At 66.5% G+C, this 5,789-nt stretch carries 5 protein-coding genes; 4 read left to right on the plus strand and 1 reads right to left on the minus strand.

Features of this window, described 5'->3' with window-relative positions; translation table 11 throughout:
- Positions 1-460 precede the first annotated feature (460 nt).
- The 3 genes from ACWDN5_RS46060 (at position 461) to ACWDN5_RS46070 (ending at position 3,893) form a co-directional block, all read left to right on the plus strand.
- Positions 461-925 carry a hypothetical protein gene (locus tag ACWDN5_RS46060; protein WP_449680712.1) on the plus strand — a complete coding sequence of 155 codons (465 nt, stop codon included), beginning with the start codon at positions 461-463 and terminating at the stop codon, positions 923-925.
- On the plus strand, positions 922-1,935 hold the full coding sequence (locus ACWDN5_RS46065; RefSeq protein ID WP_449680713.1) for an SAM-dependent methyltransferase: 1,014 nt from the start codon (positions 922-924) through the stop codon (positions 1,933-1,935). Before ACWDN5_RS46060 ends, ACWDN5_RS46065 begins: the two co-directional genes overlap by 4 nt.
- Before the next feature lie 326 nt (positions 1,936-2,261).
- Positions 2,262-3,893 carry a Scr1 family TA system antitoxin-like transcriptional regulator gene (locus ACWDN5_RS46070; protein WP_449680714.1) on the plus strand — a complete coding sequence of 544 codons (1,632 nt, stop codon included), beginning with the start codon at positions 2,262-2,264 and terminating at the stop codon, positions 3,891-3,893.
- A gap of 236 nt (positions 3,894-4,129) precedes the next feature.
- Here the strand turns inward: ACWDN5_RS46070 and ACWDN5_RS46075 are convergent, their stop codons facing one another.
- A complete protein-coding gene (locus ACWDN5_RS46075; RefSeq protein ID WP_449680715.1) occupies positions 4,130-4,651 on the minus strand; it encodes a hypothetical protein in 522 nt (173 codons plus the stop codon).
- 612 nt (positions 4,652-5,263) lie between these two features.
- Here ACWDN5_RS46075 and ACWDN5_RS46080 point away from each other — a divergent pair.
- A complete protein-coding gene (locus ACWDN5_RS46080; RefSeq protein WP_449680716.1) occupies positions 5,264-5,662 on the plus strand; it encodes a DUF7715 family protein in 399 nt (132 codons plus the stop codon).
- Positions 5,663-5,789 lie beyond the last annotated feature (127 nt).

Consider the following 5,789-nt stretch of genomic DNA (forward strand, 5'->3'; position numbering starts at 1 on the left):
AGTCAGTCGGCCGACCGCTACGGTTCTGCGGTCACCGTCCACCAACCATCCGCGGATCCACCGCGTCGACGGCGCCACGTTCGAATCCACCGGGGTGCTCGCACCTGCGTGCGCGTCAGCGGATTCCCGGCGCGACACCGTCTCCGCCGCCCGGTCCCGCCAGCCCCGCTACCGCGACACCTGCGCCGCCGTGACCTGCGCAAGACCTCAATGCAGTGAGAACCCCACAGACACCAACCGGCCAGCCGACGTGACCAACCCTCCAACTACCGCGGAGCCACCATGCCAGTGACCGACGGCGCAAGACCCGAGACCTGGTCGTGGACCACCGTGCGCGCGCGGCCGCTGCACGACTACCTCGACTCCCGCACACCCACGGTCCGGATACGGCATTGGCCCACTCGCGATCCCGACTCCCCGCACACCATCCACCCGCTCCAGGAAGCCTTAGAAGATCCTGATGACCACCACCGACACCGGCGAGCTCGCCCACACCGTGGGCGCGGAACTACAGCAACAGCGGGAAGACCGCGGCTGGTCCCGCCCTGCGCTCGCCGCATGGCCTCAGAACCAGGTGACGGCGCGAACACTCATCATGTGGGAGAAAGCCACCCGCTCAATGTCCCTGCGCCAGCACGGCGACACCGGCCTGCTCTTCCAGCTGCGGCCGTCGCAGCTGCTGGCACGGGCCGAGCACCACATCGGCTGGGAATCCGACCGGGTCATGAATCTCGCTGTCCTGGCCGCCACTCAGACCGACGCGCTCCGTCCCGCGGCCCGCTGGGCACAACAACCGCTCCACACCGAAGCCCCACAGTCTCGCGGGTTAACCCCGGCCGACCTCACCAGGTTTGCCGACCGCTGCCGCCTGAGCATCGCACACCTCACCGCCCTGCTGTCCAACCAAGCGCCGGTACATCCATGACGCCACCAGAGACGACACACGCCACCCCGATCCCCCAGCCCGCGGTAGCCGGGAAACCCTGGTGGCAACGACCAGTCGGGACGAATCCGAACCGGATCAATCTCGCCTTCCTTCTCGATGCCTTCCGCGAAGCCAAGAACAGCGACAACCGCTATGCGCCCTGCGCCAAATTCGCCCACAACAACGAACTCGACGCCGCGCGCCTGCTCGAAGCCCAAGTACCGGACGCAGGATTCGTGTTCCGGTCCGAACACGCGTTCCTGGAACGCGCTGCCGCCTACCTCGTTGCCCGGCAAGGCATCAGCACCATCGTCGTCGCCGGGACGGGACTGCCCAACATCGCTGGAGAACACGACCTGCACTCGCTCATCCGCCGCACCGAGACGACCAACCGAAACCGCGAGCGGAGCACCACTCGTGTGAGCGTGATCTACGTCGATCACGACCCCCTGGTCCTGGCGCACCTGCGCACGATCGCCGACGAGAACGACGGCGTCCACGTCGTCGACGCCGATCCCTGGGATCCTCAGGCGATGTGGGACACCCTCTACAACACCGCCGAGAAAACCCCCGGCCTGGTCTCACCCGACAACCGCCACATGGCGTTGCTGCTGGGCGGCGTGATGTCCTTCCACGGCGGCAGCCGCGCCGACACCGCCCAGACCGTGCAGGCTCACCTCGCCCGGCTGCCCGCCAGTGCGTTCCTGGCCATGACGCACCTGCTGCAGCCCGAGCATCCCGACCTCGCCGTCCAGGCACTCGAATTCGAGACTGCGCTGCAGCGCCGTGGCCCCGGCACCGGAAGCCTCGCCACCGAAGCCCAGATCGAAGCAATGATCCGCGGCACCACCCTGCTACCACCTGGCATCGGCCCCGCGTTCGCCTGGTTTCCCGACGGGCCGCCCACCGACACGCCGGTGTGCGGGAACTTCACTGCCGCAGTCCTCACCCAGAAACCTGAATCCGACAGCGACCTGCCGGAACCTCCGTGGCGGCCGGCAACGTCCTGACTTCCTGGCCGACCGTGCCCCGACGCCGCGGACGGCCCGGAAAGGGGGCCGGTGTCCTCGCACGACACGGGATACCCGTGCGAGGACACCGGTTGCCCGGAATCGACCGGCTACCGAGGTGGCCGGTCACCTGCCCGCGATCAAGGTCGAGCAACCGCCTTCCCCGATCGCGGGTGACCACCGGTGCCTGGCCGTGCTCACCCCTCCCCCGAGCACGGCCAGGTACCCACACACCATTCGGCGCAACCCGAGTCCGCCAGGATTCGTCCGGACACTCCTCGACCTGCTGACCACCTCAACCCGCTACGACATCGACCCGGAAAAACATGACAACCCGCGAAACCAACCGTAAAAAACATCCCGCCGCCTACCGCCCCGCAGCCATCGGCGTCGGCATCAAACTCCGCAGCCACCGCGAGCAACGCGGCGCCAAGCTGCGACCTCTTTCCGAATCAATCGGCTTGTACGCACAGCTGCTGTCGAACTGGGAGCTTGGTATTCGCCTCCCAGGGCCAACCGAGGCAGCTTTCGTGCTCGGAAAACTGGAAGTCGACTACTCCATCGCGCAGCGCGTCATCAACCTGGCCATCCAGGGAAACATTCCAGACCTGGTCGACACCGATAACCGGGACCACGCAGCGATCGGCTGGCACTACGAGCACCTCGCCGACCAGACAACAGTCTGGGCTCCCACGCTCATCCCCGACCTGCTTCGCACACCGGAACACGACCTCAGTGTGCTCAATCACCCCCTGTCCGACCCCCACGCCGAGGCATACGCCTTCGCCTGGCGCCAGCGACGCGAAGACATCGCCGACCCCCAGCGTCACTACACCTTCTTCATCGGCACCACCGCACTGCACACCTGCCCCCCACTGTTGGTCCACGACCAACTCGATTACCTCCAGCAGCTGGATCGACACAGCAATATCACCATTTCGATCGTGCCGACCGAGGTATGCCCGCCCGGTCTGATCGCCCCGTTCTCTCTCTTCGAGACCGACAGCACCACGATCGCCGCAGTCGTCCACCACTATCACGCCAGCACCTACATCACCGACTCCGATGCACTTCGCCGCTACCGCGAGACCGTGACCCGGCTGCGGAGCCTGCGCCTGATCACCGTCGGCGCCGCAGCAGAACAACTGCGGCTGCGCGCATCGCTTTCGGCTAGCGGCTCTCCTGTACTCGGCAGCTCGGCGTTCATCGGCGACGATGATTCTGAAGCAGGCACGCCGTCGGACAGCACTCGCCACGACGGTCTACCGCCACGGACAGCAGCCACCGCCGAGTCATACCCGTGTCCCGTGCCCGTATCTACGCCGTCTCCATCTGCAGAGCACGACGGTGGCAATGCCGGCTCGCAGACGCAACCTGTGCCGTTGCAGGCTCAAGACCAGGCAACGCTGATCTTCACGCCAGGCCAACTGGTTCTGGGAAAGCAGGTCGCCCGGCTGCGAACGGCGCGCGGCCTCGCCCAAGATCGACTCGCGACGGCGACCGGAGTTCCCTTGTCACGAATCCGGAAGTTGGAGCAGGCCAGAACCGCCATCACAGCATTCGCCGACATCGCGGCCCTGGCTGACGTTCTCGGGGTATCGCGCATCGAGTTCGCCGCTGCAGCGCTGCACGATTTCCACATCCACTTCGACCTGCACCCGACAACACCGCAAGACATCTCCGCGATTTTCGACACAACCACCTCGCGGTCACTCGGCAACTGGGTGTGCATCGAGCGGAAGACGCGTGGACTCACCGTCGATGACGTGGCCCTCCGATCAGGACTCCCTCGGGAAACCGTGGCCCTGTTGGAGAACAACGACCTCGACGTCACCTTCCCTGTCATCGTCAAAGTGGCCGATGCACTGCGCATTCCCCGACGAGCGCTCACGATCGTTGCAGTATCCGGGTTCCCGAGGCGCCCGGCTCGCGGCCAGCAGCAGAAGCCCGGTCTGTGACCCGGCCCAAGATCCGGGTCCGACGACGTGCTCCCCCGTCGTGCACCAAGCCGACGGCGGTGGAGACGGTTGCTCCTCGCCGACCAGCCATCTCCACCGCTGCCAGCCCTTCGAGGTGTTCGGTATGACCAAGCAGGCGTGTCCGTGTTCGCGGTGTGCGGGTAGATCCGGGACGAGAGCAGGGTTGGGTAACGACGACTCGTCAGCATTCGATTTCCGCTGCTGCGGCGATAGTGTCACGGGCACCGGGGCACCACCGGTGTCCCAGCTCCGCCGGGACCAGTGTGCTGCTCGACCTCCCACAGGTCGCCACGCACCCACCCATAGGTGCCGCCGCGATAGGACCAGCCCCACGCGTGCCCATCGGAGGCCCGCCGCGTGCACGACACCCAGAACCGAGCCCCATAGCCGATCGTGCCCAGCACCGGACCATCCACCGGCCGCGACCGGATACGCGCGCCGTCCGCGATCGCGATGACCGCAATCCAGCCCTGCGCCGTCGCAGCCGGCAACGGTCGAGCGTGCGACGACCTGTGCGTAGGCCAGATGAAGGTTCCGTCGGGCGCGACAGCCGGCGTGTCCGCGTTGGCCTCACCTTCGCCGACCGCGCCGATGTCCAGCTGGCCGGTCACGACGCCGACGACGGAGAGCTCGGTTGCCTGGACCGGCGCCGCGCCGGCCATCGTCACGCTTGTCAGCGCTCCGAACGTCAGCAGTGACGCGGCGATCCGCTTCGCGTACAAATGGCTCGTTGTCATCAGAAGACTCCTGTCTTGGGTTGCGTGCTGACGGCCGCTGGACAGAAGGTTCATTCGAGCGTGGGGGCAACGGCTCATCAGCGCGCGCAAGCAAACCCGACCCTTCGTTCCTGGCTGGAAACGCCTCAGCCTCAGGCGTGGCCGCTGATGAACACAGCCAGGTGGAGTCGGTCAGCGATATTTTGGCTCGGGAGAGGCGCCCTCCCCAGTGCCCTCTCCCGAGCCGGGAACCCTTCTACCGCGGGGGTTGAAGCGGATTCGGATCCCCAGAAGGGTCCATTGTGGCCGCTCCCTGTGGGCCACCGTGGATCACCTTCTGAAACCCAGAGTGCCTCAGAAATCAGTAATTCGCCACAAGCGTGGCGGGTTTTCTGGTAATAACTTTGAGTGTCTGGCTATGCGCTATACGCAGCACCCAACGACATCCTCCCCGGGCAGGCGCCCGCTGGGTGTGGCTGCAGCTCAGTGCAGCAGACCCGCGATCCGGGGCAAGCCCACCGTCCACGACAGACACCGCCGCCCTCGCGTGGCCGGCTTGCCCCGGACCCGCAGGGCCCACTGGCGAAGGCCGCGTCCACCGCCCACCCGGGCGCAGCCACCGAGGAGGAAGCCGTGCTCAAGTACTTCGTCGCCACCCACCGCACCCAAGGTGAACGGGACAACGACTCCAACAGCATCCCCGGGACCGAGATCGTCGACCTGGCCAGCCTCTCGCACGAGGACCCGGACCACCCGTACTGCGGCTGCGCGCGCAGCTTCGTCGGCATCAGCAGCCGCCAGACCACCACAACCGCCGAAATCGTCGAATCCGACATGACTCCGACGGAGTACATCCGCCGATTCCACGCCGCCTTCGTGGCCATGGGACTTCCGGACACATCCGACCTGCGCGCCAACGTCGGCAACGCCGCAACAGAGCTGCTGCAACTGGCTGCCGCGTGGCCGGTCGGCACCGTCGTCGAACGCCGAGGCCACGAGATCCACGTGCGCCGCTTCCCCGACGAGACATGAACGCCCTCATCCCCATGCCCGGCACATCGCCTGAAGGAATCTGAATGACCGTGTCAAGCCGCAGCGGTAGCGGGTTGTGGCGCGGCTGGGGTGAAGGTCCGCCCGTCGCGCAGCAGGGCCCAGAGCA

The sequence above is a fragment of the Amycolatopsis sp. NPDC003731 genome, assembly GCF_053586895.1.

Coding starts and splice junctions, on each gene's coding strand:
- ACWDN5_RS46060 (WP_449680712.1), top strand. CDS start 461: ATGACCACCACCGACACCGGCGAGCTCGCCCACACCGTGGGCGCGGAA.
- ACWDN5_RS46065 (WP_449680713.1), top strand. CDS start 922: ATGACGCCACCAGAGACGACACACGCCACCCCGATCCCCCAGCCCGCG.
- ACWDN5_RS46075 (WP_449680715.1), bottom strand. CDS start 4,651: ATGACAACGAGCCATTTGTACGCGAAGCGGATCGCCGCGTCACTGCTG.
- ACWDN5_RS46070 (WP_449680714.1), top strand. CDS start 2,262: ATGACAACCCGCGAAACCAACCGTAAAAAACATCCCGCCGCCTACCGC.